Raw genomic sequence first — 26,618 nt, 5'->3', positions numbered from 1 at the left:
AATCTAAATCTACGGCAAGCACATCTCCAAAAAATTGATTACAAGTCATTTAAAAATAAATTCTAGAATCCAACATCCAGAATCTAGTTTCCAATATTCCATGAATCCAATAAAATTAATCAGTATACTATTCCTCTTTTTCGGCATCCAGGCTTGCCATACGGATGAGAAAGATCATGAAAAAGCTCTTTTTGAAGTGAAAGACTCCACCAGTACGGGTGTGGGTTTTGTCAATCGGGTAGTGGGTAATCAAAAAATCAACTTGCTGGATTACCTGTACTTCTACAACGGCGGCGGGGTAGCCGCCGGGGACATCAATAATGACGGTCTCACGGATGTGTACTTTGTTTCCAATCAGGGAAAAAATAAACTCTATCTCAACAAAGGAGGCTTCAAATTCGAGGATATTACTGATCAGGCAGGCGTGGAAGGCTTTTCTGACTGGCAGACCGGCGTTACGATGGCTGACGTGAACGGCGACGGACTGCTGGATATTTACGTGTCGGCCGTGGGAAATTTTCGGGGAATGGAAGGAGCCAATGAGCTCTACATCAATAACGGAGATCTGACTTTCACGGAGAAAGCCGCCGAATATGGCCTCGACTTCACCGGTTTTTCGACCCAAGCCGTATTTTTCGATTACGACCGCGACGGCGACCTGGACTGCTATCTGCTCAACCATGCTGTGCACACTTCCCGCAGTTACGACCGGGTGACGGCCCGTAACCTGCGTGATAACCAAGCCGGTGATCATCTATACGAAAGTCAGTTGAGTGATACCAAGGTACCCCCCACCTCCCCCGTCAAATTCAAGGATGTAAGCGAAAAGGCTGGCATTTTTGGTGCCGCGATGGGCTACGGCCTGGGCGTAGCCGTGGGCGACCTGAATAACGACGGCTGGGACGACATCTACGTATCCAACGATTTTCATGAGGACGACTACTGCTATATCAACAATGGCAACGGTACCTTCACCAACAAGAGCCGTGAGCTGTTTCGCTACACCAGCCGCTACTCCATGGGCAACGATCTGGCCGATGTCAACAACGATGGGTACCCCGACCTGATGACGCTGGATATGTACCCCGAAGATGAAACCATTGAGAAGTCATCCGTTGGAGAAGATTCATTCGACATTTTTCTATACAAATTATCGTACGGCTATATGCCACAATTGAGCCGTAATTGTTTGCAAATCAACCAGTCGGGCCAGGGGTTTATGGAGATAGGGGCCATGGCCGGCGTGGCCGCCACCGACTGGAGCTGGTCGCCGCTGCTGGCCGACTATGACAACGACGGCATCAAGGATCTGTTCGTAAGCAATGGCATTGCCCATCGGCCCAACAACCTTGACTACGCCAAGTACGCCGCCGACGACTCCCTGCGCTACGCGCCCGAGACATCGTACGATCTTGACAAGCGTGCCATGAGCATGATGCCGCCGGGGAAAGTACATAACTACCTTTTCAAGGGCAGTAAGGGGCTGGTTTTCCAAAACAAGTCCGAAGCATGGGGCTTCGGTGCACCCACGATTTCCAATGGGGCGGCCTACGCGGATTTTGATAACGACGGCGACCTCGATCTGGTGACCAACAATCTCAATGAGCCTTCGGTCTTTTATCAGAACCAGACCAGCCCAGTTGCTGAATCGGACAGCGCTTCTTCCGGGTACCTGCGGGTGAAACTGGAAGGGTACCCCGGCAATACTTCGGCTTTGGGAGCCAAGGTGGTTCTCAAGCAGGGTACCTCGATCCAATTACAGCAGTTGTCCACCACGCGGGGCTTCGAGTCGAGCAGTGAACCCATTGCGCACTTTGGCCTGGGGAATGAAACGACTATCGATAGCGTGTTGATTGTCTGGCCTAACCAGGCTGTGCAGATACTGACGGGCGTCAAAGCCAACCAACGGCTGGTGGTAAAGTACGAAGGTACCTACCCGGCGGTGCCCGATGTGGCGGCGCGGATCGTCAGCCAACCCGATCCGAAGCTTTTCGATGATGTCACGGCATCCAACCCGATTCCCTACCGCCACGAGGAAAACCTGTATTACGATTTTTACCGCGAAAGCCTGATGCCTTTCCTGGTTTCGACCGAAGGGCCCAAAGTAGCCGTGGCCGATGTCAACGGCGATGGGCGTGAGGATTTTTATGTTGGCGGAGCCAAGTGGCAAATCGGCTCACTTTTTATCCAGGATATCCACGGTAGGTTTACCAAAAGTCTGCAACCGGATTTCCGAACGGACTCGACTTTTGAAGATACGGACGCCGTGTTTTTCGATGCCAATGGCGATGGGCACCCCGATCTATACGTGGTATCGGGCGGAAATGAATTTTACGAAAAAATGCCCGAGCAGTTCGACCGCCTGTACCTCAATGACGGCCAGGGCAATTTCAAACGCGTACCCAACGCCCTGCCGCCCATGTATGACAACAAATCGTGCGTGCGGCCTTTTGATGTGGACAACGACGGCGACCTGGATTTGTTCGTCGGGGGTAGGGTCGTGGCGTTTGGGTACGGGGATGTACCTCGCTCCTACCTGCTGATCAACGACGGCAAGGGCCATTTTGCGGATAAAACGGAACAATTGGCCCCTCAACTCCGCCAAGCAGGCATGGTCACCGATGCCGTATGGGCAGATATCGACGGCGACCGGGTGAAGGATCTGGTGGTGGTGGGCGACTGGATGCCTGTGACGGTATTCCTGAATAAAAGCGGTAAGCTTTCCGCCGATCAATCCGAAAAATACAATACACCTACCGGCTTGTGGCAGTGCGTGGTGGCCGCCGACTTTGATGGCGACGGCGATATGGATCTTGTTGCGGGTAATCTGGGCGTTAATACCAAATTTCGGAAAACAGCCGAGTCTGGCCTGACGATGTGGGTGAAGGATTTTGACGGCAATAAGGGAATGGAACAAGTACTGGCCTACGGCGCTGACGACCGCTGGTACCCGGTATCCTCCAAAGATGAGCTCGGAAAACGCATTCCCACGATCATCAACAAACGCTTCCCGGACTACAAATCCTTTGCCGGAAAAACCATCGACGAAATCTTCAAGCCTGAAGAATTACGGGATGCCCGAAAACTGGAAGTCCGAAAATTTGAGTCAGTCTATCTGGAAAACCGGGATGGAGGATTTGTCAGCCACGATCTACCCTGGCAGGCGCAGGTTTCTAAGCTCTTCACACTGGCGGCCGCCGATGTCAACGGCGATGGCCTGCCCGATCTGCTGGGGGGCGGGAACTACATAGGCGTGAGTCCCTTCCAGGGGCGCTACGATTCGAGTTACGGGCTGGTGCTGCTGAACCGGGGGAAAGGTACCTTTCAGGCCCAGTCGCCGGTTGACGCGGGTTTCCGGCTGGATGGCGAGATTCGGGATATGAAACGGATCACGATTGCCGGGGTACCTACCTGGGTTATCGCGCGCAATAAAGGCTCACTGATCTTTCTAAAACCGCTCCAAGGTACCCCCATGCCGGTGGCCCGGCGGTAAGGGGGTACCCTATTCCGCTATCTCGGCGCCTTCCAGCACGTAATTCATCTGATAGATATCGTCGGCATTTAGGATCAGGGTACCTTTGAAGGTGAGCCGTTCGTCGGTCTTGAACTTGCGGGGATCTTTCTTAAACTTCAGGGCCATCACCGATTCCGGCCCCGCCCCGCCGCAGAAGAAACACGCGCTGTACGGAAAGGCCGACAGTACGTACATATTAGCGTCGAGATCGATAGGCAGAATGTAGCCCGTGATACTAACCTCCTTGCCTTTCAGTTTCTGCACCGCCGGCCCGAAGGTAGGGTACAGCATATACACCGATTCGTCGGGGTACCATTTTTTCTTGAAAGTCACGTCGCGTAGGGTTTCCCACGTAAGTTTTACGGGAACAGCCGCGGGCGTGAACGACAAAATAGAAGTAGCAAAAAGACCCAGGATCAAGGTACGCGAATATTTCCTCATAGTATTTGGATGAATCAGGATTGAGTTTTTACGTAATTCCTTTACGGAACGTACACTACAAATGATTGTTTTAACAAAAATAAATCAAATCCCATTCAAAAAGCAAGTACCCCAGCCTAGTCTTCGGCCAGCGTGCGGGAGATATTCAGCCGATATACCCCCAGCGAGGGCAAGGCAGCGGCCAGTACGCCAATGAGCAAGGCAGCGCCCAACAGGTACCCTTCTTCGGGCAAAAATCCAAACTGACCGAGCGAATAATGCAGATCCTGCTCGGCCGCCCGACTGAACAGCCACAGCCCGATGCGGCTCAACAAAATACCCGAAACATACCCTAATAGAGCCAAAAACAATCCTTCCAGCAACAACAGCAAAAACAGTCGCGTCCGGGTGGCGCCCATCGAAAGCATCAGGGCCATTTCGTACTTCCGGTCTTTGAGCGAATTGTATAGGAAGACAAACACGCTGGCGCCGGCAATGAGCATGATCACCAGCGCCAGCGCGCGGAGCGTGTCGATGCCCACGCCGAGCAATGAAAACAGTCGGTTGATCTCGATGCTGGGCAGAGCCGCCTGCATGGACGTGTTGGCGTTGATCTGCCGGGGAAGCGCCACTAGCCCCATGGGACTACGAAACTCAATGAGCGCGCTGGTAACTTCCTTTTCGTCGGCGGCTACGGGTGCGAATTCCGGGTCATGTACCTCGTGGGCGGGATCATTCGGTTTGGTTCCGGCCGGGGGTACCTCGGCGTGCTCGTGGATGGCCCACACGCTGCTGAGGTCGGTCAGGATGAGCTGATCCACCACCGAGCCGTTGGGCTCGAAAACGCCGACGATCCGGTACTTGGTCTGTCCGTGGGCATCGCCTGCTTCATCGAGTCCGTGGGCGCTGGCGAAGGTATCACCTACCTTCAGGCCCGAGGCTTCGGCCACCTTGCTGCCAAGCGTTGCTTCCAGGGTGGTGGCAAATAATTTTCCTTCGGCCAGTTTTGCCTCAAAATGTTCAACGTAGCGCGGCGTGGTACCCACGATCCGAAAGCCCCGGTAGTTGTCGCCCATCGAAAGCGGAATTACCGTTTTGACAAACGGATTCATTTTGAGCTTGTTGACTTCTGCCAGAGGTACATTGCCCGTGGGAGCGTCGATCTGGTAAATGCTCGATAGAATCAGTTGCAGCGGGCTACCTTTGGCTCCCACCACCATGTCGATGCCCCGAAGATTGCGCCTGAACTGGGCATCGAGCTGCTGGTTCAATAAGAGCAACAGCGAGATTATGCCAATACCCAATGTCAGTAACAATCCACTGAGGAAGCTGCTCAGCTTCTTTTCCCGCAGATTGGCCCAACTGATTTTCAGTAAGTTCATGGAGTATTAAGTAGCTGTTAGCTTATAGCTGCTGGTCAGTGGCTTTTTAAAAAACTGATTTACAGAGTACTTTAAATAAATTCAAGGCAAACTACTTCTTCGTTCTCACATAGAATAGCACTATTTCACTTTGTGCCTCTGTGCCTTTTTCTGGTACGCCAGCCCGGTCCTTTGTCCCTCTTAAACTCAATGCTTGAAATGCCGCACTCCGGTTGTGACCATCGCCACGCCATTGGCGTCGCAGTAGGCAATGGAATCTTTATCGCGGATGGACCCACCGGGTTGCACGACCGCCGTAATACCCGCTTCTTTCGCGATTTCAACACAGTCCGGGAACGGGAAGAAAGCATCCGAAGCCATCACAGCGCCGTTCAGGTCGAAGCCAAACGCGGCCGCCTTGTCTATGGCCTGGCGCAGGGCATCCACTCGGGAAGTCTGGCCGGTACCGCTGGCGAGTAGTTGGTTTTCCTTGGCCAGTACGATGGTGTTGGACTTGGTATGCTTGCACACTTTCAGCGCAAATTCCAGCGATTTCAGTTCCGCTTCGGTGGGTGCTTTTTCGGTCACGGTAGTCATTTGCTCCGCTGTTTCCGTCACATTATCTTTATCCTGAGCAAGTACCCCATTAAGAATTGTTTTGAACATTTCGCCAGGCAGCGTGAGCGGCTTACGCTTGAGTAGAATCCGGTTTTTCTTGGATTGCAGAATCTGGAGCGCCTCCTCGCTGTACGCCGGGGCAATCAGGATTTCCATGAAGAGCTTGTTCAGTTCTTCGGCGGTTTCGGCATCCACGTTGGTATTGGTGATTACCACGCCGCCAAAAGCCGATACCGGATCGCAGGCCAGCGCGTTGAGATAGGCATCCTTCGCCGTAGCGGCCGAGGCAATACCACAGGCATTGGTATGCTTGATGATGGCAAAGGTAGGTCCGGCATTCAGGAATTCATCGATCAAACCCACGCAGGCATCCACATCCACCAGATTGTTGTAGGATAGCTCTTTGCCGTGCAATTTGACAAACATGGCGTCCAGATCACCGTAGAAGGTAGCATTCTGGTGAGGATTCTCGCCGTAACGAAGGGTTTGGGAAGGTAGGTCTTCAAAGTGCCGGATATTCTCTTCCTTACTGGAATCGCCTTTTACAAACCACTGGTTGATGGCCGTATCGTAATGCGACGATACCCCGAAGGCGGCCGCGGCATATTCGCGCCGGTCGCTTTCATCCGTGCTGCCCTCTTTTTGGGTGAGCAGTTTGAGGGTACCTGCGTACTGGTCGCGCGAGGAAACAATCAGGGTGTCCTTGAAATTTTTGGCCGCTGCCCGAATCAGGGAGATTCCCCCGATGTCGATCTTTTCAATAATGTCGGCTGCACTGGCCCCGGAAGCTACAGTATCCTCAAAGGGATACAGATCCACCACGACCATGTCGAGGGCCGGAATGTTGAACTGTTCGGCTTGTGCCACGTCGCCTGCGTGGTCACGGCGGTAGAGAATACCCCCAAAAACGACCGGATGCAACGTTTTGACACGCCCGCCAAAGATGGAAGGGTACCCCGTCAGGCTTTCCACAGCGGTAACCGGAAGCCCTAATTCCTCGAGGTAGGTCTGGGTACCTCCCGTCGAGTAGAGTTTCACATCATTCTGGTGCAGCAGCCGTACGAGTGGCTCCAGACCTTCTTTGGAGTATACAGAAATGAGGGCGGATTTGATTTTCTTGGACATTTTTTTGGCTTTAGGCCGTAAGCAATAAGCTATTGGCTATTCGTTAGGTAATAAAAAAGATGTTGTCCAGGTTAAGCAGATACCTGAATTTGAAGCTCAATCAGCGTACCTTATAGCGTAACACTTTTGGACAGCGGCTTCATCAAGTTTCAAATATAAAGCAAACCGAACAATTTAGTCCCCTATGGCTACCTCAATCGTTCCTACTCTCACTACTGTCCCACACCACCGGGGGTGGCCTTTGGTAGGAAGCACCTACCCCTTTATCAGCGATCCGTTGGGTTTTATGCTGCGCCTACAGGAGCAATACGAACGGCTCGCGACCGTGAAGGTACTAGGCCGTACGCTGAACATTGTCCAGACCGCTGAGGACGCGAAGTACATCTTGCAGGAGAATAACCGTAACTACCACAAGAGCGAGGCCTACCGGATTCTGGCGATTTTTCTGGGCAATGGGCTGCTGACCAGCGAAGAGGATTTCTGGCGACGGCAGCGCAAGCTGGCGCAACCGGCCTTTTACAAACAACGCCTGGCCCTGATGACCGACATGATGGCGTGGGAAACCGAACTATTGGTGGCCGATTGGAAAACCCACGATCCAACCCAGCCGCGCGACATCAGTAAAGACATGCTGGGGCTCACCCTGAATATCGTAACCAAAGCCTTATTCAGTACCGATGTGGGCGATCGGGTAGCGGGCATTTCCGATGCGCTCAATGGCATTATGCATTTTGCCGACAACACGCTGAAAAGTTTTATTCGTGTTCCGCTGAAGTACCCTACTCCGGGGAATGTGCAGTTTTTGCGCGCCGTCCAAAAAGTAGAAGAAGTGATTTATGGTATTATCAATGGCCGTCGTGAGCAGTGGAAGCAAGACCCTGACCTGCGCTACGACGACCTGCTGGATATGCTGATGCGCACGCGCGACGAAGAAACGGGCGAAACCATGTCGGACGGCCAGCTCCGCGATGAGGTGACCACCATTTTCATGGCAGGCCACGAAACTACGGCCAATGCCCTTTCATGGGCGTTGTACCTACTGGCAAGGTACCCCGAGGTAGCCCACAAAATCCGCGAAGAAAGCACGGAAGTACTCGCACAAAAAGACAAATCGACTTTTGAAAAAGCCCGGGAATTACGCTATACGCTGCAAGTGGTACAGGAAGTAATGCGGCTCTACCCGCCCGCCTGGGTCATTAGCCGGCGCTCACTGGCCGAAGATCAAATCGGCCCCTACGCTTTCCCGACCGATTCGTATTTTTTGATCAGCCCCTATACGCTGCACCGCCGGCCCGAATACTGGCAGGAGCCTGAGGCATTTAATCCTGATCGTTTCACCGAAGGAAACGCCAAAGACCGCCCGACATACGCCTACCTACCCTTCGGCGGCGGACCGAGGCTATGTATCGGCAACAACTTTGCCCTGCTCGAAATGCAACTGGTACTGGCCATTCTGCTGCGTGATTTTGAGGTCAGCCTGCTTTCGCCTGATCAGGTAGTGGAACCAGAGCCAATGGTGACTCTACGGCCGAAAGGAAGTGTTACGTTGAAATTAAAAAAGGTAAAGGGCTAACTATGAAAGGTCAACGGCCTTACAAATTTCAAGCAAAACCTGGAAATCAAGAGAACGAGTTTCTTTGATACCTAAAAATTAGCCTTTTACGGCTCATCCTTAACTACAAGGGCCAATTGTTCTGCCAATTCTGCCGGATTGTCCTCGGACGTTTTCAACGTGTGAAGTACCTTTCTATCCCCGATGCCGTGCTGGTACGCTTTGTCATAGTAGGTTAGGGTGATGTCGGCTACGGTAGCGAAGTCTTTTTGATCGAGGGCGGCGATGGCCGCTTTATGGTGCTGGCCGCCCAGTCTTTTCTGAATACGGTGGGTAGCTTCATGCAACAGGTTTATATCGAAACAGGCGTACTCCCGCACCAGCCGTTCAATGCGGGTAGCTTTATCCATGTCTACTAGCACTAGCGGCGCACGCCGCATTTGTGTCCAGACAGCCGCTGGAATCAGGCAATGGCCCACGGATCGGCTCTCGTCCTCGATCCAGACGCGGCGGGTAGGGTCAAGTTGTCGCCACCGGGCGTAGATTTCGTTTTCAAAGTGCTCAGAACTGGGCTGGGGTAGTTGGCCGATGGCTCCATACGATGAGCCTTTGTGATTCGCTAAACCTTCCAGATCAATGATTTGCTCGCCCAGTTCGCGGAGTTTGTGCAGGATTTCGGTTTTGCCGCTACCCGTTTTGCCACCCAGGATCACTACATTTTGGGGAGTTTCCAGCCCTGCCAACGTCTCATTCCGAAAAGCCTTGTAGCCACCTACCAGCGTGCTGACTTTCATGCCGGCGGTTTCGAGCAACCAGCCAAATGAACCACTGCGCATGCCCCCACGCCAGCAGTGTACCAGGATTTCCTTATCGGGCGCCAGTACCTTTGACTGACGCACAAAGTCAGCCATCTTTGGCCCCACCAGTTCCAACCCCAACAGCAATGCCTCTTCCTGACCGATTTGCTTGTAGAGGGTACCTACCCTTGCCCTTTCCTCATTGCTAAAAAGCGGAATGTTAACCGCCCCCGGAATATGTCCCTGCGCAAATTCGCCCGGCGACCGTACGTCCACGACCGGCAGCGTTTCGGCTTTTTGCAGGAAGGCGGAGACGGGGATTGGGGTAGGCATTTTTATGGATAAGGAAAAATGGAGGAAAAAGAATGAATGGGAGAAAGATTAAAGGCTGAGAAGAGGTACCTATGCGGGTATACACTCAATCACTCATTCTATCATCGTACGGGCGACCCGTCAAAATTGATCTAGCTCCCGCAGGTACATTTGAATCGTATTTTCCAGGCCGTAATAAAGCGCATCAGCAATCAGGGCGTGGCCGATAGAAACCTCGTCGAGCCAAGGGATGCTTTTTTGTAAAAATCGCAGGTTGTCCAGACTCAGATCGTGGCCGGCGTTCAGGCCCAAACCTACCCGGCGGGCTGCTTCGGCGGCTTTCACGAAGGGAGCCACGGCTTTTTTTTGGTTTTTAAAGTAATGCTCGGCGTAGGGTTCGGTATAAAGCTCCACGCGGTCGGCTCCGCAGGCTTTGGCGCCCTCTACCATGCGCTCGTCGGCATCGACAAACACCGACACCCGGATACCCGCTTCTTTAAATTCGGCAATCAGGTCGGTGAGCCGGTCCTTGTGGGTGATGGTATCCCAGCCCGCATTGGAGGTAATGGCTCCGAGGGCGTCCGGCACCAATGTCACCTGGGCAGGCTGGTTGGCCAATACCAGATCCACAAACTTCCGTTCAGAGGGATTGCCTTCGATATTGAATTCCGTCGTTACTACTTTTTTCAAATCATAGACATCCTGATAGCGAATGTGCCGTTCGTCCGGCCGTGGATGTACCGTGATACCCTGAGCACCGAAGCGCTCGCAATCGAGCGCTACCTTGACTACGTTGGGATTATCACCGCCGCGTGAGTTGCGGAGGGTAGCTATTTTGTTAATATTAACGCTAAGTCGGGTCATGGATTAGGGCCAATGGATTGATGGAGGAGTATTCGTATCTTTGTGGCAAAGTTACCCTTTCCGAACGTATGTTTTTAGAGAATTGTTCGGGTAGGTACCTTATGAATATTTAGCCGTAATCCGGGCAGGTGGGCGATGCGTCGCTCGGCCTATACCACATTTAATTACAATTATGTCACTAAAAAGTAGAGTTGAATCGGATATCAAAGACGCCATGCGGGCCAAAGATCAGGACAAATTGCGCGCTTTGCGGGCCATCAAATCACTGATTCTTTTGGAAGAAACCAGTAGCAGCAGCACGGGCGAACTGACGGAGGATGCCGAACTTAAGCTTTTGACCAAAGCCGCCAAGCAGCGCCGCGAATCGTCGGAAATTTACCAGGCTCAGGGGCGTGAGGACTTGTGGTCGAAAGAAGAAGCCGAGTTGGCCGTGATCGAACAATTCATGCCGCGGCAGTTGACCGAAGACGAAATAAAATTCCGGCTCGAAGACATCATCGCCCGCGTGGGGGCGTCCGGCCCTCAGGACATGGGCAAAGTGATGGGCGTAGCTACCAAGGAACTAGCCGGCCAGGCCGATGGCCGCACGGTTTCCACCCTGGTGAAGAGTTTGTTGGCAAAATAACACCTCACCCCTTGTCCCCTCTCTTTCCAGGGCAGGGGGTACCGTTCATAGAAGCGGGGAGCTATTTTCTGTGAAACTACTTGACTTATTACTTTTGATTCCGTTGTTGTGGGGCGCAGTAAACGGCTACCGCAAAGGCTTGCTCGTCGAGATTGTGGGCATTGTGGCCTTTGTGGTGGCTATGGTGGTGGGCTTCAAGTTTCTGGGGTTAGGGATGGAAATTCTGGAGCCGCACGTCGGGCATACGGTGGCGCGGCGAATCCTGCCCTTCATTGGCTTTTCGGTCATCTTTTTTCCGACCGTCTTCCTACTGAATCAATTCGGCTACTCGATCCGCCGCTCGTTGAAGTACTCGCTCCTGGGTACCTTCGACAGCCTGGCCGGCGCTGCGGTGGGGCTGTTCACCTGGGTCTTTGGAGCGAGCGTTTTTTTCTGGTTGCTGAGTACCATGGGGGTCGATATTCCCGCGCACCGGACCGAGGGAACGTACCTGTACCCGTATGTTGTTCCCATTGCGCCCATCGTCATCACCAAGGCGGTTGAATGGCTGCCTGCGGGCAGCGAGCTGATCCGTGACTGGAAGCAGGAATATTTAGATAAGTAAGCGAGCAGACTCATGAATTCTATAAAAACAGACATACGGAAACTTTCGCCGGACCAACTCAAATCCTGGCTGGCAGCGCATAAGGAACCGGGCTTCCGGGCCAAGCAGATTCATGAGTGGCTCTGGAAAAAATCAGCGCGCTCCTTTGCCGAAATGACCAACCTATCGCTTCCGTTGCGGGAGTTGCTCGACGAAAATTTTGCCATTTACGCCCTCACCACCGACAAGCAACAGCATAGTAACGACGGTACCGTCAAGTCGGCCTTCCGGTTGCACGATGCCCACCTGGTAGAGGGTGTGCTGATTCCGGCCACTGACCGCATGACGGCCTGCGTGAGCAGTCAGGTAGGCTGTTCGCTCACGTGTACCTTCTGCGCGACGGGTTATATGGATCGCAAGCGGAATCTGGAAGCGGGTGAAATTTATGATCAGGTGGTAGAGATTGCCCGGCAGGCTACGGCCAAATTTCAGGCACCGCTGACCAACATCGTGTACATGGGCATGGGCGAGCCTTTACTCAACTACGCCAACGTACTGCAATCCATCGAGCATATTACCTCGCCGCAGGGCCTGGGTATGTCGCCCAAGCGCATCACCGTTTCCACGGCGGGGATTGCCAAGATGATCAAAAAACTGGGCGACGATGAGGTACGTTTCCGGCTGGCCCTCTCGCTGCACGCGGCCAACGACGAAAAGCGCAACCGCATCATGCCCATCAACGAATCCAATTCGCTGGACAATCTGGCCGAGGCGCTCAATTATTTTTATCAAAAAACCGGAAACCGCATCACGTTCGAGTACATTGTGTTCAATAATTTCAATGACTCCTTACAAGATGCTAAAGAACTGTGGGAATTTACCAAGAGGGTACCTGCCCGCGTGAACATCATTGAGTACAATCCCATCGCCGAAGCCGATTTCCGAAATACAGAAGCCGATAAACTGGATAAATTCGCGGCCTACCTCGAAGACCGGGGTGTTACAGTGAGTGTGCGACGCAGCCGCGGAAAAGATATAGACGCGGCCTGCGGGCAGTTGGCCAATAAGGAATAATCAGCCGGTTAACAATTTCTTAACATACCGTGCCATCAAAATTTCCGTACTTTTGCGGCATTAAATTTTAGCCAATGGGCTAATTTGCACCCACTTACTCACTTCCTATGTTTGGTTTAGAAACCGACATTTTCCTCTTACTGGCCTTCTGCTTATTCGCCGCCTGTGCTTTTGAATTTGTCAACGGATTTCACGATACAGCCAACGCAGTAGCGACGGTCATTTATACTAACTCGCTCAAACCCAATACCGCCGTCGTGTGGTCGGGCTTTTGTAATTTTCTGGGCGTATTTTTCGGCGGCATCGCCGTTGCCATGGGCATTTTAAACTTGTTGCCTACGGAACTGCTCATCGACCAGAATGTATATCACAGTATTGCGATGGTACTGGCCTTGCTGTTCAGCGCGATTGTCTGGAACCTGGGTACCTGGTACTTCGGGCTTCCGAGTTCCAGTTCGCACACACTGATTGGCTCTATTCTGGGCGTAGGACTGGCTTTTACCTTTATGCCGGAAAATACCAGCGGCACGGGGGTCAACACCGCTAAGGCTACCGAAATTTTCATCTCACTTTTTACGTCCCCACTTTTTGGCTTCTCGTTGGCCATTGTGTTGATGTTTATTCTGAGAAGGTCGCTAGACAAACCTTTACGAAACCTTGTGTTCAGTGAACCCAAGAAAAACCAGCCGCCCCCTGCCTGGATTCGCGGTATTTTGATAACGACGTGTACCCTGGTAAGTTTTTTCCATGGCTCCAACGACGGGCAAAAGGGGGTGGGCCTGATTATGCTGATTCTAATTGGCATTACCCCTACCTACTTTGCCCTCGACAACAGTAAGAATCCTCTTCTGATGCGGGAAAATCTTACTCAAATCGAAACCATCGTCAATCGAGTCAACCCTACGCTGCTTTCCGCCAGGGATCGAGCTGAACTGGTTGTCACAAAACGCGAAATCGCCTCTCTAAAAACGCAGATCAGCAAACCTCTTGTCGATAATACGTTGCCCGAAGGCGAACGCCTGAATGCCCGGCGCTCAGTCCTTCTGATTAGCCGTAATATCAAGGATTTGCTTAACAGCCGGACCGCTAACCTCAGCCTGGCCGACGCCAATGTTCTTGAGAAGCAGATCGGAGAGGAACAGGGGCTTCGCCGCTTTACCGACTATGCCCCTGATTGGGTAATTTTGATGATTTCCCTTTCCCTGGGTCTGGGTACTATGGTGGGCTGGAAACGCATCGTGGTCACTATTGGCGAGAAAATCGGTAAGCAACACCTCACCTACGCCCAGGGAGCCTCGGCGGAATTGGTCGCGGCCAGTACCATCGGCGTTTCTTCCTGGCTGGGACTTCCGGTCAGTACCACCCACGTACTGTCGTCGGGTATTGCCGGGAGCATGGTAGCCAGCAAAGGGATCAAGAATTTGCAGGGTGGGACAGTCCGCAATATCGCCATCGCCTGGGTGCTTACGCTGCCCGTCACCATGATCCTGTCAGGTACCCTATATACCTTCTTCCGGTGGATCTTTTGATTTTCATTAAATAATACACCCTTACTACCTACCCGACTGCCGCCGTCACGCTCTTTATTCCGAGCGTGACGGCTTTCTCTTTTTGGTACGCTTTTGTCAAGATTTTGGGAATATTTGTACCTTGGAACGTTATTAAGTAAAAAGGTACGAATATTGAACATCAACCCATGACCGATATACTTGAACAGGTTTCCCGTTTTGGCTATGTGAACGAGGCCGTAGCCGACGATATGGATCTGGTGGCTGAAATAAACCGGCTGAAAAAAGAAAAGAACGCGGTGATTCTGGCTCACTATTATGTGGACGGCGCCATTCAGGATCTGGCCGATTACATCGGCGACAGCTTAGGCCTTTCACAGCAGGCCGCTGCTACCGAAGCTGACATGATCGTGTTTTGCGGTGTGCATTTTATGGGTGAAACCGCCAAGGTACTGAGTCCCAACAAAAAAGTGGTGATTCCCGACCTAAACGCGGGCTGTTCGCTGGCCGACTCGGCTCCGGCGGATAAATTCGCCGAATTCAAGGCAAGGTACCCTGATCACATCGTGATCAGCTACATCAACTGTTCCGCCGAAATCAAGGCTCTGACGGATATTGTCTGCACCTCCTCGAATGCGCTGCATATTGTGAACAGTCTGCCCAAGGATCAAAAAATCATCTTCGCTCCTGATGCCAACCTGGGCCGCTACGTGGCGCAGAAAACCGGACGAGACATGGTACTTTGGGACGGAGCCTGCATCGTGCATATCGATATCTCACGCGAGAAATTGCAAAAACTACGGGCTGATAATCCTGATGCGCTACTGATCGCCCATCCCGAATGTAAGGAAGATATTCTGCTTCAGGCTGACTTTGTAAGTTCCACGACCGGACTGTTGAAATTCGTGCAAAACGATGTGAACGAAAAATTCATCGTAGCTACCGAAGCAGGTATCCTACATAAAATGAAGCAGTCGGTACCGCATAAAAAACTAATTCCGGCACCCGCCACCGACAACAATACCTGCGCCTGTTCGGAATGCCCGTACATGAAAATGAACACGCTGGAAAAAGTGTACAATGCGCTGCTTTACGAGCAGCCTGAGATTATCGTACCTGAAAACATCCGCGTGAAAGCCTACGAATCGGTGGCGAGGATGCTGGAACTGAGTAAAGGGATTTGAGGCATTCAAAACCTGTGCGTATTTGTATTTCGAAACCGTTTGGGTTTACAATCAGCACGAAACATCTGTGCTGTTTGCTGGTACTTACAGGTTTGTCCTGCCACCGACCCGCCGACGACGTACAGGAAGCACAAAAGCGTTTACTAGCCGCCGACCGTTGGCACATCGAGCAGATCGCGATGGATGAGGTCCCGGTATTCAAAGCAGGAAAGCACCTACCCCACATCAGCGGCGTGCGGTTCGACCGCCACATGGATTGGGTGAAGTTTTATCCCGATGGAGGTTTCGAAGGACACATGACGGGCGACGACACTACGCAGCATTACCAGTGGAAGGTCTATGTACCCCAAAACGTGATCGCCCTGCGTGACTCGGCCACGGGAACCGGAGGCTGGAACATTTATCCGCGCAACGTTTACGAAGGTACCTTCGAAATGGAAACCCGTAGTACCGTATACGATCCGCCCAGGGTAACGAAGCTAACCTTACGCTTTACCAATAATTCTACTATTGAATGATAGAAGGGGTAAATGATGAGATAAAATCTTTATGCGTTTACTCTAGCATTCATTGCCGGGCGGGTACGCCGGAGCAAAACCGTTAAACTATCTTTCCACCATTCGTTTCTATGGCTCAATTCGATTTTCTTGTAATAGGCTCCGGAATTGCCGGACTCAGCTATGCGGCCAAGTTAGCCCGACATTTTGAAGGCAATGAAGCGGTTTCCATCGCCGTCATTACCAAGGTACAGGCCGACGAAACCAACACCAAATACGCTCAGGGAGGCATTGCGGCAGTATGGGCTGAGGGCGATACCTTCGAGAAGCACATCGACGATACGATGGACGCCGGCGATGGGATCAACAAGCGGAATATCGTCGAGATTGTCGTTACCGAGGGGCCGGAACGTATTCAGGAATTGATCGACTACGGTACCCGGTTCGACAAAGAAAGCGACGGAGACTACGATCTGGCCAAGGAGGGAGGCCATTCCGATCACCGGATTTTGCATTTCAAGGACATCACGGGCTACGAAATCGAGCGCGCCCTGCTTGAGGAAGTCAAACGTCATAAGAACATCCAGATTTTCACCCACTACTATGCCGTCGAACTCATCACTCAACACCATTTGGGCGAAACGGTATACCGCTATCGGGAGGACATCAAGTGCTTTGGCGCGTACGTGCTGGATTTGAAGACCGGAGCGGTAGAAAAATTCCTCGCCAAGACGACCCTGGTAGCCACGGGCGGTATCGGGAATATCTACCAAAGTACCACCAACCCTACCATCGCTACGGGCGACGGCATTGCCATGGCCTACCGCTCCAAGGGCATTTGTGACAACATGGAATTTATCCAGTTCCATCCCACCAGCCTTTTTCAGCCGGGCAAAAAACCTTCCTTCCTGATCTCGGAAGCGGTACGTGGCTTCGGAGGTATCCTGAAACACGCCGACGGCAGTACCTTCATGGAGTTTTATGATGACCGACTCTCGTTGGCTCCACGCGACATCGTGGCCCGCGCCATCGACTCCGAGATGAAAACCCACGGGGTGGAGCATGTCTATCTGGATGTACGCCATCTGGACTATGAAAAATTCCTCGAACATTTCCCCAATATCAATCAGTATTGCCTCAACATCGGGATTGATGTACGGCGGGATATGATCCCGGTAGTACCTGCGCAACATTATATGTGCGGGGGCATCAAGGTCGATGAGTGGGGGAAAACGAATATTCAGTTCCTGTATGCGGCGGGCGAGTGTTCCGCTACAGGCTTGCATGGAGCCAATCGATTGGCTTCCAACTCGTTGCTGGAAGCGGCCGTTTTTGGCCACCGCGCCTATCTCGATACCGTCGAGCACTACGAAAAAGCCGTCATTCCGGAAGGCATCCCCGAATGGGACGACTCGGGTACCACCCATCCCGAGGAGCAGGTACTCGTAACTGAAATGACCCGCGAACTGAACAGCATCATGTCCAACTACGTAGGTATTGTCCGCACCAACCGACGCATGAAGCGAGCCTACGACCGCCTGCAGCTGTTGCACGAAGAGCACGAGCAACTCTACCGTGAATCGAAAGTCTCGGTGGCGATTTGTGAACTACGGAACATGATTACGGTATCTTACCTGGTGCTGAAAATGGCCATGGCCCGGCGTGAGAATGTCGGACTGCACTACAACCTGGACAATATCAAACCCGAAAAAGCTACGGCTGTCATGCCCTTGATATAACCCAAACAAAAAGGCCTGACTCTCACGAATCAGGCCTTTCTGTTGCAGTTTACCACCCTTTTAGCGAGAGGCTACCTGCTCTTTTCTATCCTTTCGGGTCTGAGCCTTTTTCCAAACCCATTTGCCTACCGTCTCGCCCAGGTGGGTACCTTCCTCCACGCCATCGCGGTAGTGGATTCCGCCGTACATACGGCTGTACGAGGCATTCCAATAAGCTTCCTCGAATGACTTGAACGACTTCACACCATGGCCGTACTTTTTCTCGGTCGTGTCCGTAAACGCCACATTATTCCCCAACAGATTGGTCAATATGGTACCACAAGCCGCCGAAACAGAGCTGTGGCCACTTACATACTCGGGGAAAGGGGGCGTTTCCAGATACGGACGCCACTCGGGATCCCAGCCGTTGTTGATGACCGTTTCGGGCCGAATGCGCACGCTTTTGTACTTTTCATCCCAACACGAAACAAAGGCATCGAACATGGCCAGAGAACCCAACGTATAGGCCTCGGTCGTTTGCATCAAATCCAGATTTTTGTCTCTAGCCACGGTGCGGGTAATGGCTAGCCAGTGGCCCGGCGGGGTCATCTTTTTATTGGCAAACATCACATGGCCTACCACATTGGTTACGAAGGCATTGTCATCCCAGAAATAAGCCGTAGTACGTTGTTCCTCGGTGAGGTTTTTGCCTGTATCATATACCTCATAAGTCAATTTCATAAAGGGGCTGTTCTTACTCAAATCGTACTTAGCCGGCGGCGGACAAACAAACTGACGCACCGAATCAAGGGTAAAAGGACGCACCGTATTCCACATTGGTTCGCAGGCATCGGCGTAAGCAGGCGGGGTAGGTACCCAGGTACCTGGTTCGTTGGTTACGGTATAGCGAAATCCTCTGATTTGCTTATAATTGTCTTTTCCCGAATACTTAATAATATGGTTGGCAACGGCCTCGCCATAAGCAGTCGAGCGTTCGATCACATCGTCGGGAATGCCCATCGCCTCGTATTTCTTGAAGAAATCTTTTTCGTAGGTATCCCACATATCACCGGAAAAGGTGAGCGTCCTGCCCACAATGGTAAAGGCTTTGGCGCTAGCCAGCGGAAAGCAGTACTCCTTACCCGGTTCGGGTTGGGGGGTAGGTTCAAAGCCGTTGAGTTGCCCGCTTAAGGAACGGTACTCTGGATGCCCCGGTACCAGGGCTTCGTAAGCCGCCAGGTTTGAGTAAGCGTAAATACGGCTAGCTACGGGTGGCTTGAAAATATCGTGAATGACTACATCAGTCAGTTGTTCGCCAAGGTCGTGGATCATTTCTGGATCAGAGGCACTTTTATTATATACCTCAGGCGTTGTAGTCTGGCGGCAACTCGACGCGAAAGTAGTGGCGGCAAGCAATGCCACCAGGAAAGAAAATTTTTTCATCTGGTCTGTTTTTTTGAAAAATCGGCTATTCTGACCCATTTTCTTAAAATAGGTCCGTAATCAGCCCGATTAATGATTTACTTAGTGAAAGTAGCAATCCGTTCATGGCCAACGCATTCGTATACGTCAGGATCATTGACACCGATTGGTACTTGAAATAAAACAAATCAGACAAGATCGGGTGGTGGAGTAGCCGGGGACAGGTCATAAGCCGACCAGTTCACGGGATAACTGGAAAGCATGGAGGTACCTTCCATCAATTCCCACAGGTAGAACGTAACCCGGCGCTGTGTGGAAAGGTAGTGCTTGATGGCGGTTGAGAATACTTTTGTGCTTTTTTCGAGCGGATTGCCCGACTTATTTACATTGTGGCCAAATTCCTGTTGAATACGTTCGGCCAGGGCGAAGAATTGCTCCCGCGCGCTGAAATTCGCCTGCATTACCGTATAGAGAGAATCGTTTTCGTAGCGTTGCTCGACGATATTGTAAAAATCGCCCTCGTAATGTACCAAGCCCTCGGGGGCATCATTGTTCCAGGTAGTACCGTAAGGAATGGCAAAAGGTACCTTCAGTACGATACGTTCTTCACTGAGTACGCCAGAATTAGGGGTATTGTAAAAGGCCTCAAGACACCATACCGACACCGTCTGACCCAGCATGTGGATCAGGAGCAAAAAGAAAAATGCGGTGGCGGCAATTTGTTTCAAATCAGGGCTTAAGGTCAGGAATCGGGCGGTAAATATACCTTATTTCCAAACGTTTCGCAAGGCGAACGGGTTCATCGCCTGGGTCAGCGACTCGTATATTACTCCTGCATCCCGAGCAAAATCTCTTTCAAGACCGCCTGTGCGGCCCATTCGCGGTTGGCCGCCTGCTCGATAACCAGCGCACGAGGACTGTCTAATACGGCATCGGTCACTTTGACATTGCGACGCACGGGCAGACAGTGCATGAATTTACCGTTGTCGGTACGCGCCATTTTTTCCTCGGTCATCATCCAAGCCGGATCGTTGACAAGCACCTGACCGTAGCTGGTGTACGAAGACCAGTTCTTTCCATACACGAAATCCGCGCCTTCAAGCGCTTTATTCTGATCATGAAGTACCTCCGCTTTCCCCAGAAATTCAGGAGCCAGATCGTAACCTTCGGGATGCGTCACGACCAATTCAACGTCCATGCCATTCATCCATTCGCAGAATGAATTGGCTACCGCCTGGGGCAGTGCTTTGAAATGCGGCAGCCACGTAAGTACCACTTTGGGGCGGGCTTTGACCTTGAATTCTTCAATGGTAATGCAGTCGGCCAGCGATTGCAGCGGGTGGCGCGTAGCCGATTCGAGATTTACAATGGGTACCCCTGCGTACTTCCTGAACTGCTGAAAAACCAATTCAGAATAGTCGGCGTCACGATCTTGCAATTTGGCAAACGAGCGAACCCCGATGATATCACAATACTGACCTATGACCGCCGCCGCTTCTTTCACGTGTTCGGCATTGGCTCCATTCATGACTACCCCCTCTTCCATCTCCAGGCCCCAGCTATCCTGGCTCACGTTCAATACAATCACGTTCATACCCAGATTCTGGGCAGCCTTCTGGGTGCTGAGTCGGGTTCGCAGGCTGGAATTGAAGAAAAGCAAACCGATGGTTTTGTTCTCGCCGAGTTGTTTGTCGGCAAAGGGATTGCGTTTGGCTACGATGCCACCCGTTATGAGTTGATTGAGGTCGGGTACGTCCTGAGGCGATATAAAATGGTTCATCCGGTTGGGTATTTGCTTCCCGAAAGTTCAGAATTTTCGGGAAGCCAGTGAGGGTTGGGTTAGTTTGGTACTTGCGAAATCTCTACTTCCAGTGCTTTCAGAAAAGCGTCGGCTTCTTCGGTACCGATGGCCAGCGAAGGAAGCAAACGAATGGTATTGGCCCCTGCCACGCCCGTGAATAACTTGTGCTCGAAGAGCAGTTTATTCCGCAAGTCTTTTACCGGGAAATCATATTCGATCCCAATCATCAGTCCGCGTCCGCGTAACTCCTTGTAGCCACCCACCCGCCGGATACCCTCCATGAAGTATTCGCCCATGCGGGCGGCATTCTCGATAAGGTTTTCGCTTTTCATGATATCCAGCACCGCTACCCCTGCCGCGCAGGCCAGGTGGTTACCTCCAAACGTTGTTCCCAGCATCCCGTAGCTTGCCTTGAACTTGGGGGAAATAAGTACCCCCCCAATCGGGAAGCCATTGCCCATACCCTTAGCCATTGTCATCAGGTCGGGGTCAATGCCGCTGAATTGGTGCGAGAAGAACTTCCCGGTACGTCCGAACCCGCATTGGACGCTATCCAGGATCAGTACGGCCCCGGTTTCGTCGCACCTGCGGCGCAGGGTTTGCAGAAATTCATCCGTCGCCACGTGGATGCCCCCTACCCCCTGAATGCCTTCCACAATCACCGCGCACACTTCATCGGTGATGCCGGTTTCGGCGGCTTCTATGTCGTTGTAGGGTAGGAACGTAACGTGCTGATTGTAATTGACCGGCGCCACGATGGCTGGATTGTCCGTAACGGCGACGGCCCCAGCTGTCCGGCCATGAAAGGCTTTGTTGAAAGCGATTACTTTTGTGCGACCATTATGGAACGAAGCGAGTTTTAAGGCGTTCTCGTTGGCTTCGGCGCCCGAGTTGCACAGAAAAAGCCGATAGTCAGGGTACCCCGAGAGTTCACCCAGTTTCTCAGCCAGTTCTTCCTGTAGACTGATCCGCACCGAGTTGGAGTAAAAACTGATGGCATTCATTTGCTTGGTGAGCATTTCCACGTAATACGGATGACAATGCCCAACCGAAATTACCGCGTGCCCACCGTACAGGTCCGTATATTTGGTACCGTTCTGATCCCAGAGGTAGCTACCCCGCGCTTTGACAGGCTCTATGTCATATAGGGGATAAACATCAAATAGATGCGTCATGAGTTCTAACTTTTTGCTGCTGGCTACTAGCCGATAGTTTTTTTGATAAATAATTTCTAAATGGAATCTAAAACAGACAGGTATCAGCTTTTTAATAAGCCGGCGCTTTCAGCCTTAATCCCGAATCCTCAGGTAAGCCAAAAAGCAGGTTCATATTCTGTACTGCTTGTCCCGATGCGCCCTTGGTCAGGTTGTCGATGATGCTTGTGATCAGTAGCTGCCCCTCGTGCTTTTCCAAATGAATAAAACACTTATTGGTGTTGACCACTTGCTTCAAGTCGATAGCTGGAATGCTAATGTGCGTAAATGGATGCGCTCCGTAATAACTTTCGTATAAGTCGATTGCCTCTTCCAGCGACCCTCCGTAGGGTGTATATACATTGGCCATGATGCCGCGTGTGAAATCGCCCCGATAAGGAATAAAATTTATTTTTTGCCCAAAATCGGCCTGCAATTTCGTCACGCTCATTTTTATTTCGGTCAAATGCTGGTGCGTGAAGGCCTTGTAAATCGAAGCGTTATTATTGCGCCACGAAAAATGCGTGGTCGCACTCAACGACTGCCCGGCACCTGTACTACCCGTAACGGCACTGACGTGTACATCGTCTTTCAGCAGTCCGGCCTGTGCCAGGGGTAGCAAAGCCAGCTCGATACTCGTCGCAAAGCAGCCAGGGTTAGCGATTCTGCTAGCTTTCCTGATTCTGTCTTTTTGCAGCTCTGGCAGACCGTACACAAAGCTTGCTGATTCGTCGCGGAAGTCGGTACTTAGGTCAATGATTTTCACCGCATCAGGTACCTCATTGGTTTCCAGAAATTTTTTGGATTCACCGTGTCCCGAACATAAGAAAATCACGTGCAGCGATTCGCTAGTGAGTAAAGTCTGCGTTTCCTCGCCCGAAAACATCAGGTCCGTATCGCCCAGCAAATCAGTATGCGTGGCGTACACCGGTCTACCCGCCTGACTTTTGCTGTGGGCAAAGGCGATGTTTGCATTCGGATGATTTAACAGAATACGGATCAGTTCGCCACCCGTATAGCCGGCTGCCCCAATAATACCTACGTTAATTGTGTCTGTCATTTCTTCTCTGCTAACTCACTCACTTTCTGATAAATCATAGCCTGATTCGAGGCTACCTTTGAGAAACCCCGCACATCGTCACCCGTCCAGGCATTGTTCATTTCACCGTAGCTGCCAAACACGGGCGACATCAGATCATAAGGCGACTCAATGCCTTCTACGTAAAAACGGTACGGAGCTAGTTGTACCCCCACTCTACCCGTCACGTGGCTTTGGGTATCGGTCAAAAAGGTTTCGATATTGCGCATAACAGGCTCCACGAACTGTCCCTTGTGCAGCAGGCTACCGTACCAGTTGGCGAGTTGCTCTTTCCAATAGAGTTGCTGCTCAGTCAGTACGTGTTTTTCCAGCGTATGGTGGGCTTTGATAATAATCAGCGGTGCAGCGGCTTCAAAACCTACCCTACCCTTGATGCCGATAATGGTATCGCCCACATGAATATCGCGACCGATACCGAAGGGCTGGGCGATTTCGGCCAGTTTTTGAATAGCCTGTACGGGGGTTACGCTGCGTTCACCGTTCAGTCCCACCAACTCGCCCTTTTCGAACTCCAGCGTGATCGTTTCGGGTTCGGTTTTGGCTACCTGGGTGGGCCAGGCGCTTTCGGGCAGGTACTTTTGGGAAGTCAGCGTTTCCCGGCCGCCCACCGAGGTACCCCACAACCCTTTGTTAATGCTGTATTCGGCTTTTTTCCAATCTCGCTCCACACCTTTTTTGGTCAGGTACTCGATTTCGGCTTCGCGCGATAGTTTCAGGTCACGAATAGGGGTAATCACCTCGGCCTCGGGCATGATAATACGGAAAGCCATGTCGAACCGTACCTGGTCGTTGCCCGCCCCGGTACTCCCGTGGGCAATGGCCGAGGCGCCAATTTCCTTCGCGTATTCCGCTACGGCTACGGCCTGGAAAATTCGCTCGGCACTCACTGATAGTGGGTAGGTGTTGTTTTTGAGAATATTGCCAAATATGAGGTACTTGATGCAATCAGTGTAGTATTCCGTAGTTTTCACAACCGTCGTGTGTTGCCTGACGCCCAATGCATAGGCATTGGCTTCGATGCTCTTGAGTTCCGCATCAGAAAACCCGCCCGTATCCACCAGGACCGAATAAACTTCGTACCCCTGGTCCTCGGCCAGGTACTTCACACAAAACGAGGTGTCCAGTCCACCGCTGAACGCTAATACTACTTTTGGTTTTTGGGACATTGGTTATTTTTGAGCTTATGGCCGGTAGTTGCTGGCTACTGACATTGGGGATTGATTTGATTGGCAATTGAATGCAAGGTACTTTCACCTACAAACTTAATGCATTCTGATGATTCGGGCTATTGCAAACAAAAACCCCGCTCCGGTTCTTTACAGAAATACCGAGCGGGGTCCTGGCTATTTGGAGCATGTTCCGGTAGAACAGCGTTTTGCTATACCAGCATCGCGTCGGGGCTTTTCTTTTGGGTACGATCATTCCTTCGTAGCAGAATCCGCTGCTTGATCCGCATCCAACGCTCATAAAGCTTGGACTCTTTCAGGAAGTTCCAACCTTCGTCTTTCGTATGCTTCTTAGCCTCCTCGTGGTTGTACATCATACCCGTACACAGGCAGTTTTTACGGTTGGTACGAGTCAGGACGTCGTAATTGACACAACTGGCGCAACCCTTCCAGAAAGCATCGTCCGCCGGAAGCTCACTGAACGTTACGGGTTCATAGCCGAGGTCAGAATTGATTTTCATTACCGCCAGACTGGTCGTGATGCCAATGATCTTGGCATTTGGGTACTTCTTGCGGGATAGCTCAAAAGCCTTGGCCTTGATGGCTTTGGCAATACCACTGTTGCGAAAATCGGGGTGCACGATCAGGCCCGAATTGGCTACGAACTTACCGTGTTCCCAGGTTTCGATATAGCAGAAGCCCACCCATTCGCCTGCTTTGGTGGTGGCGATAATGGCTTTACCTTCTATCATCTTCTCCATCAGATAAACCGCCGAGCGTTTGGCGATACCCGTCCCCCGCTTTTTGGCGCTTTCCTCCATTTCGGCGCAAATCGTTTCAGCGTAGTGTAGATGGTCTTCGTTGGCAATCTGAACAAGGAAAGGACTCTCTGAAATTCCGTTATTTTTCATGGTTTGGTGCTGAATTGGCTCCTTCTGCGCATAGCTTGGGAGAAATCACATCAGTCTGAGATGAGTTTCTGAAATAAATAAACTAGGAAAAAAGGGCAGAAAAAACTTTGCCACGTAGGCAAAAGAAGATTAGATGGTCCAGACGGACCTAAATCGGAAGGGGGTAGTATGAAAGAAAGTATGGATCACTTTGCTATTCAAGAGTTGGTTCCGGAGCGCCGGTTCGTGTTAAAAACGATACAAATTTTGTGAAAATTATGCATCTACTCCAACTAAACTGCAAATATATTTTTTCCGTTCCCTTTTTTTGTTGATAATTCGTAAATCAAGATAGCAATAAATTAGCTGTTAAATGAAGATTATGTTTTATGTTTTATTAAAAAGTCTAAACATAATCCTTTGGTAATCAAATTTTTACCAAATAACATTATGGACTTATCGAGGAAAATGATAATTTTGAAAGCCCAACCCTAAGCGGCAACACTTCATGAATCAACTGACTGCTGACGATCTTATCTACGGCTATATTAATGGTATATTTCCCATGGCCGATGCCGACGGCTCGCTGTACTGGTATTCGCCAGATCCTCGTGCCGTTATCCCCATCGACTCCTACCGTCCTGCCAAATCCCTGCGGCCCATACTGAACAAAAACCTTTTCGAGATTCGGATCAACCGGAATTTTGAGGGCGTTATGCGGCAGTGTGCCGCACCCAGGATTCAGGAGGAAGGTACCTGGATTTCGGAAGATATCATCAGGGCCTATACTCAGTTGCATGACCTCGGCATGGCCCATAGTATCGAAGCCTATCAGGAAGGAGAGTTAGTTGGCGGCTTGTATGGGGTAGCAATCGGAGCGGCTTTTTTCGGCGAATCCATGTTTCACCAGGTAAGCAATGCCTCTAAGGTAGCCTTCCACACCCTGATGGGGCTTCTCCGGGAACGGAACTTCAAACTCCTCGATACCCAGTTTATCAATGACAATGTGCGTCGGTTTGGGGCAATCGAAATTCCCAAAGCGGAATACCTCGCACGTTTGCGGCAGGCTATTTCTATGAAGACTCGCTTCACCGAACCTGACCTGGAGTACCTGTTCCAACGCGTAGCCTAGGTACCTCTTCCCTAATTCGTTGGTAATGGATTTTTAAGCTCCGGTTGTACAGACTATTACCCTGCTGCACCAAGACCCACCACTGGTGGGTTTTCCGGGCCAATCTGCCCCATCTCCTGGCAGACGGGCAAGAACCCGGGGTTATAGTAAAGAGGAATTATCT

22 protein-coding genes are annotated in these 26,618 nt (G+C 51.5%); 10 read left to right on the top strand and 12 right to left on the bottom strand.

Annotated elements, in window-relative coordinates; genetic code table 11:
• Positions 1-100: 100 nt before the first annotated feature.
• Entirely contained in the window at positions 101-3,493 is a 3,393-nt protein-coding gene (locus GBK04_RS14745) for a VCBS repeat-containing protein (protein WP_152760923.1), read from the top strand.
• Positions 3,494-3,502: 9 nt separating this feature from the next.
• On the opposite strand, the gene GBK04_RS14740 is transcribed toward GBK04_RS14745, so the two are convergent.
• The 3 genes from GBK04_RS14740 to purH form a co-directional block, all read right to left on the bottom strand.
• The gene (locus GBK04_RS14740) at positions 3,503-3,955 is read right to left on the bottom strand and encodes a DUF3299 domain-containing protein (protein ID WP_152760921.1); all 453 of its coding nucleotides are present in this window, start codon (positions 3,953-3,955) and stop codon (positions 3,503-3,505) included.
• Positions 3,956-4,071: 116 nt separating this feature from the next.
• Positions 4,072-5,316 carry an ABC transporter permease gene (locus GBK04_RS14735; protein WP_152760919.1) on the bottom strand — a complete coding sequence of 415 codons (1,245 nt, stop codon included), beginning with the start codon at positions 5,314-5,316 and terminating at the stop codon, positions 4,072-4,074.
• A gap of 186 nt (positions 5,317-5,502) precedes the next feature.
• Positions 5,503-7,038 carry a bifunctional phosphoribosylaminoimidazolecarboxamide formyltransferase/IMP cyclohydrolase gene (gene purH, locus GBK04_RS14730; protein WP_152760917.1) on the bottom strand — a complete coding sequence of 512 codons (1,536 nt, stop codon included), beginning with the start codon at positions 7,036-7,038 and terminating at the stop codon, positions 5,503-5,505.
• Between the two features lie 184 nt (positions 7,039-7,222).
• Here purH and GBK04_RS14725 point away from each other — a divergent pair, with 184 nt between their 5' ends.
• Entirely contained in the window at positions 7,223-8,611 is a 1,389-nt protein-coding gene (locus GBK04_RS14725; protein ID WP_152760915.1) for a cytochrome P450, read from the top strand.
• 86 nt (positions 8,612-8,697) lie between these two features.
• On the opposite strand, the gene mnmH is transcribed toward GBK04_RS14725, so the two are convergent.
• Together mnmH and GBK04_RS14715 are read right to left on the bottom strand one after the other, a co-directional pair.
• Positions 8,698-9,720 carry a tRNA 2-selenouridine(34) synthase MnmH gene (mnmH, locus tag GBK04_RS14720; RefSeq protein ID WP_152760913.1) on the bottom strand — a complete coding sequence of 341 codons (1,023 nt, stop codon included), beginning with the start codon at positions 9,718-9,720 and terminating at the stop codon, positions 8,698-8,700.
• 120 nt (positions 9,721-9,840) lie between these two features.
• Entirely contained in the window at positions 9,841-10,563 is a 723-nt protein-coding gene (locus GBK04_RS14715) for a pyridoxine 5'-phosphate synthase (protein ID WP_152760911.1), read from the bottom strand.
• A 172-nt stretch (positions 10,564-10,735) separates the two neighbouring features.
• Here GBK04_RS14715 and GBK04_RS14710 point away from each other — a divergent pair, with 172 nt between their 5' ends.
• From GBK04_RS14710 to nadB, 7 genes are all read left to right on the top strand, one after another.
• On the top strand, positions 10,736-11,188 hold the full coding sequence (locus tag GBK04_RS14710) for a GatB/YqeY domain-containing protein (protein ID WP_152760909.1): 453 nt from the start codon (positions 10,736-10,738) through the stop codon (positions 11,186-11,188).
• Between the two features lie 70 nt (positions 11,189-11,258).
• Positions 11,259-11,792 carry a CvpA family protein gene (locus GBK04_RS14705; RefSeq protein ID WP_373330989.1) on the top strand — a complete coding sequence of 178 codons (534 nt, stop codon included), beginning with the start codon at positions 11,259-11,261 and terminating at the stop codon, positions 11,790-11,792.
• Positions 11,793-11,804: 12 nt separating this feature from the next.
• Positions 11,805-12,845 carry a dual-specificity RNA methyltransferase RlmN gene (gene rlmN / locus GBK04_RS14700; protein WP_152760907.1) on the top strand — a complete coding sequence of 347 codons (1,041 nt, stop codon included), beginning with the start codon at positions 11,805-11,807 and terminating at the stop codon, positions 12,843-12,845.
• Between the two features lie 107 nt (positions 12,846-12,952).
• Entirely contained in the window at positions 12,953-14,374 is a 1,422-nt protein-coding gene (locus tag GBK04_RS14695) for an inorganic phosphate transporter (RefSeq protein WP_152760905.1), read from the top strand.
• 167 nt (positions 14,375-14,541) lie between these two features.
• Positions 14,542-15,537, top strand: coding sequence for a quinolinate synthase NadA (gene nadA, locus GBK04_RS14690; protein WP_152760903.1), 996 nt, complete (start codon positions 14,542-14,544; stop codon positions 15,535-15,537).
• Between the two features lie 74 nt (positions 15,538-15,611).
• Positions 15,612-16,055 (top strand): hypothetical protein, encoded by a 444-nt coding sequence (locus GBK04_RS14685; RefSeq protein ID WP_152760901.1) that lies wholly within the window; start codon positions 15,612-15,614, stop codon positions 16,053-16,055.
• A gap of 110 nt (positions 16,056-16,165) precedes the next feature.
• Positions 16,166-17,773 (top strand): L-aspartate oxidase, encoded by a 1,608-nt coding sequence (gene nadB / locus GBK04_RS14680; protein WP_152760899.1) that lies wholly within the window; start codon positions 16,166-16,168, stop codon positions 17,771-17,773.
• Positions 17,774-17,833: 60 nt separating this feature from the next.
• Here nadB and GBK04_RS14675 read toward each other — a convergent pair whose 3' ends face one another.
• From GBK04_RS14675 to GBK04_RS14645, 7 genes are all read right to left on the bottom strand, one after another.
• Entirely contained in the window at positions 17,834-19,195 is a 1,362-nt protein-coding gene (locus GBK04_RS14675) for a vanadium-dependent haloperoxidase (protein WP_152760897.1), read from the bottom strand.
• A gap of 167 nt (positions 19,196-19,362) precedes the next feature.
• Positions 19,363-19,902 (bottom strand): hypothetical protein, encoded by a 540-nt coding sequence (locus GBK04_RS14670; protein ID WP_152760895.1) that lies wholly within the window; start codon positions 19,900-19,902, stop codon positions 19,363-19,365.
• Positions 19,903-20,000: 98 nt separating this feature from the next.
• Positions 20,001-20,954 (bottom strand): N-acetylornithine carbamoyltransferase, encoded by a 954-nt coding sequence (locus GBK04_RS14665; RefSeq protein WP_152760893.1) that lies wholly within the window; start codon positions 20,952-20,954, stop codon positions 20,001-20,003.
• A 59-nt stretch (positions 20,955-21,013) separates the two neighbouring features.
• Positions 21,014-22,150, bottom strand: a complete 1,137-nt coding sequence (locus GBK04_RS14660) for an aspartate aminotransferase family protein (RefSeq protein ID WP_152760891.1) — start codon at positions 22,148-22,150, stop codon at positions 21,014-21,016.
• Between the two features lie 91 nt (positions 22,151-22,241).
• A complete protein-coding gene (gene argC / locus GBK04_RS14655) occupies positions 22,242-23,228 on the bottom strand; it encodes an N-acetyl-gamma-glutamyl-phosphate reductase (protein WP_152760889.1) in 987 nt (328 codons plus the stop codon).
• Entirely contained in the window at positions 23,225-24,433 is a 1,209-nt protein-coding gene (gene argG, locus GBK04_RS14650; protein ID WP_152760887.1) for an argininosuccinate synthase, read from the bottom strand. The genes argC and argG overlap by 4 nt, the downstream gene beginning before the upstream one ends.
• Positions 24,434-24,645: 212 nt before the next feature.
• Entirely contained in the window at positions 24,646-25,344 is a 699-nt protein-coding gene (locus tag GBK04_RS14645; protein WP_152760885.1) for a GNAT family N-acetyltransferase, read from the bottom strand.
• A gap of 487 nt (positions 25,345-25,831) precedes the next feature.
• On the opposite strand from GBK04_RS14645, the gene aat reads away from it, so the two are divergent.
• The gene (gene aat, locus GBK04_RS14640; RefSeq protein WP_152760883.1) at positions 25,832-26,455 is read left to right on the top strand and encodes a leucyl/phenylalanyl-tRNA--protein transferase; all 624 of its coding nucleotides are present in this window, start codon (positions 25,832-25,834) and stop codon (positions 26,453-26,455) included.
• Positions 26,456-26,618: the final 163 nt, after the last annotated feature.

The organism is Salmonirosea aquatica, assembly GCF_009296315.1.
Classification (GTDB): Bacteria; Bacteroidota; Bacteroidia; order Cytophagales; family Spirosomataceae; genus Salmonirosea; species Salmonirosea aquatica.
This window is presented reverse-complemented; position numbering and strand designations above follow the sequence as displayed.

Bases quoted from the DNA above. Each gene is read 5' to 3' on its own strand.
- GBK04_RS14745 (WP_152760923.1), top strand. From the start codon at position 101: ATGAATCCAATAAAATTAATCAGTATACTATTCCTCTTTTTCGGCATC.
- GBK04_RS14740 (WP_152760921.1), bottom strand. From the start codon at position 3,955: ATGAGGAAATATTCGCGTACCTTGATCCTGGGTCTTTTTGCTACTTCT.
- GBK04_RS14735 (WP_152760919.1), bottom strand. From the start codon at position 5,316: ATGAACTTACTGAAAATCAGTTGGGCCAATCTGCGGGAAAAGAAGCTG.
- purH (WP_152760917.1), bottom strand. From the start codon at position 7,038: ATGTCCAAGAAAATCAAATCCGCCCTCATTTCTGTATACTCCAAAGAA.
- GBK04_RS14725 (WP_152760915.1), top strand. From the start codon at position 7,223: ATGGCTACCTCAATCGTTCCTACTCTCACTACTGTCCCACACCACCGG.
- mnmH (WP_152760913.1), bottom strand. From the start codon at position 9,720: ATGCCTACCCCAATCCCCGTCTCCGCCTTCCTGCAAAAAGCCGAAACG.
- GBK04_RS14715 (WP_152760911.1), bottom strand. From the start codon at position 10,563: ATGACCCGACTTAGCGTTAATATTAACAAAATAGCTACCCTCCGCAAC.
- GBK04_RS14710 (WP_152760909.1), top strand. From the start codon at position 10,736: ATGTCACTAAAAAGTAGAGTTGAATCGGATATCAAAGACGCCATGCGG.
- rlmN (WP_152760907.1), top strand. From the start codon at position 11,805: ATGAATTCTATAAAAACAGACATACGGAAACTTTCGCCGGACCAACTC.
- GBK04_RS14695 (WP_152760905.1), top strand. From the start codon at position 12,953: ATGTTTGGTTTAGAAACCGACATTTTCCTCTTACTGGCCTTCTGCTTA.
- nadA (WP_152760903.1), top strand. From the start codon at position 14,542: ATGACCGATATACTTGAACAGGTTTCCCGTTTTGGCTATGTGAACGAG.
- nadB (WP_152760899.1), top strand. From the start codon at position 16,166: ATGGCTCAATTCGATTTTCTTGTAATAGGCTCCGGAATTGCCGGACTC.
- GBK04_RS14675 (WP_152760897.1), bottom strand. From the start codon at position 19,195: ATGAAAAAATTTTCTTTCCTGGTGGCATTGCTTGCCGCCACTACTTTC.
- GBK04_RS14665 (WP_152760893.1), bottom strand. From the start codon at position 20,954: ATGAACCATTTTATATCGCCTCAGGACGTACCCGACCTCAATCAACTC.
- GBK04_RS14660 (WP_152760891.1), bottom strand. From the start codon at position 22,150: ATGACGCATCTATTTGATGTTTATCCCCTATATGACATAGAGCCTGTC.
- argC (WP_152760889.1), bottom strand. From the start codon at position 23,228: ATGACAGACACAATTAACGTAGGTATTATTGGGGCAGCCGGCTATACG.
- argG (WP_152760887.1), bottom strand. From the start codon at position 24,433: ATGTCCCAAAAACCAAAAGTAGTATTAGCGTTCAGCGGTGGACTGGAC.
- GBK04_RS14645 (WP_152760885.1), bottom strand. From the start codon at position 25,344: ATGAAAAATAACGGAATTTCAGAGAGTCCTTTCCTTGTTCAGATTGCC.
- aat (WP_152760883.1), top strand. From the start codon at position 25,832: ATGAATCAACTGACTGCTGACGATCTTATCTACGGCTATATTAATGGT.